General features: G+C 61.8%; 1 protein-coding gene. It reads right to left on the bottom strand.

Going from position 1 to position 225, the window contains the following annotated elements; genetic code table 11:
• Positions 1-225 (bottom strand): IS66 family insertion sequence element accessory protein TnpB (gene tnpB / locus PPOP_RS18910; protein WP_042230250.1); only part of this gene is annotated, 225 nt, incomplete at both ends.

The raw sequence follows: 225 nt of genomic DNA, 5'->3' as shown, positions 1-225 counted from the left end.
GCCACTTCCGGCGAGACCTGAGCATGCGCCTGGCGCTGGGTAAGCGTCAGGCCGTCGAGCAGCCAGCGCAGCTCACGCTGCGTCAGACATAGTGGAGCTGTGCCGCCAGCGGGCCACTGAAACGAGCCGCGTTCGAGCCTGCGGTAGTAGAGCCAGAAGCCAGCATGATCCCAATGCAGAATTTTGAGCTTGTCCCGTCTGCGATTACAAAACACGAACAGCGCC

This window comes from Paenibacillus popilliae ATCC 14706, assembly GCF_000315235.1.
Classification (GTDB): Bacteria; Bacillota; Bacilli; order Paenibacillales; family Paenibacillaceae; genus Paenibacillus_B; species Paenibacillus_B popilliae.
The sequence above is the reverse complement of the archived record's forward strand: the minus strand, read 5'-3'. Positions and strand labels throughout refer to the sequence as shown.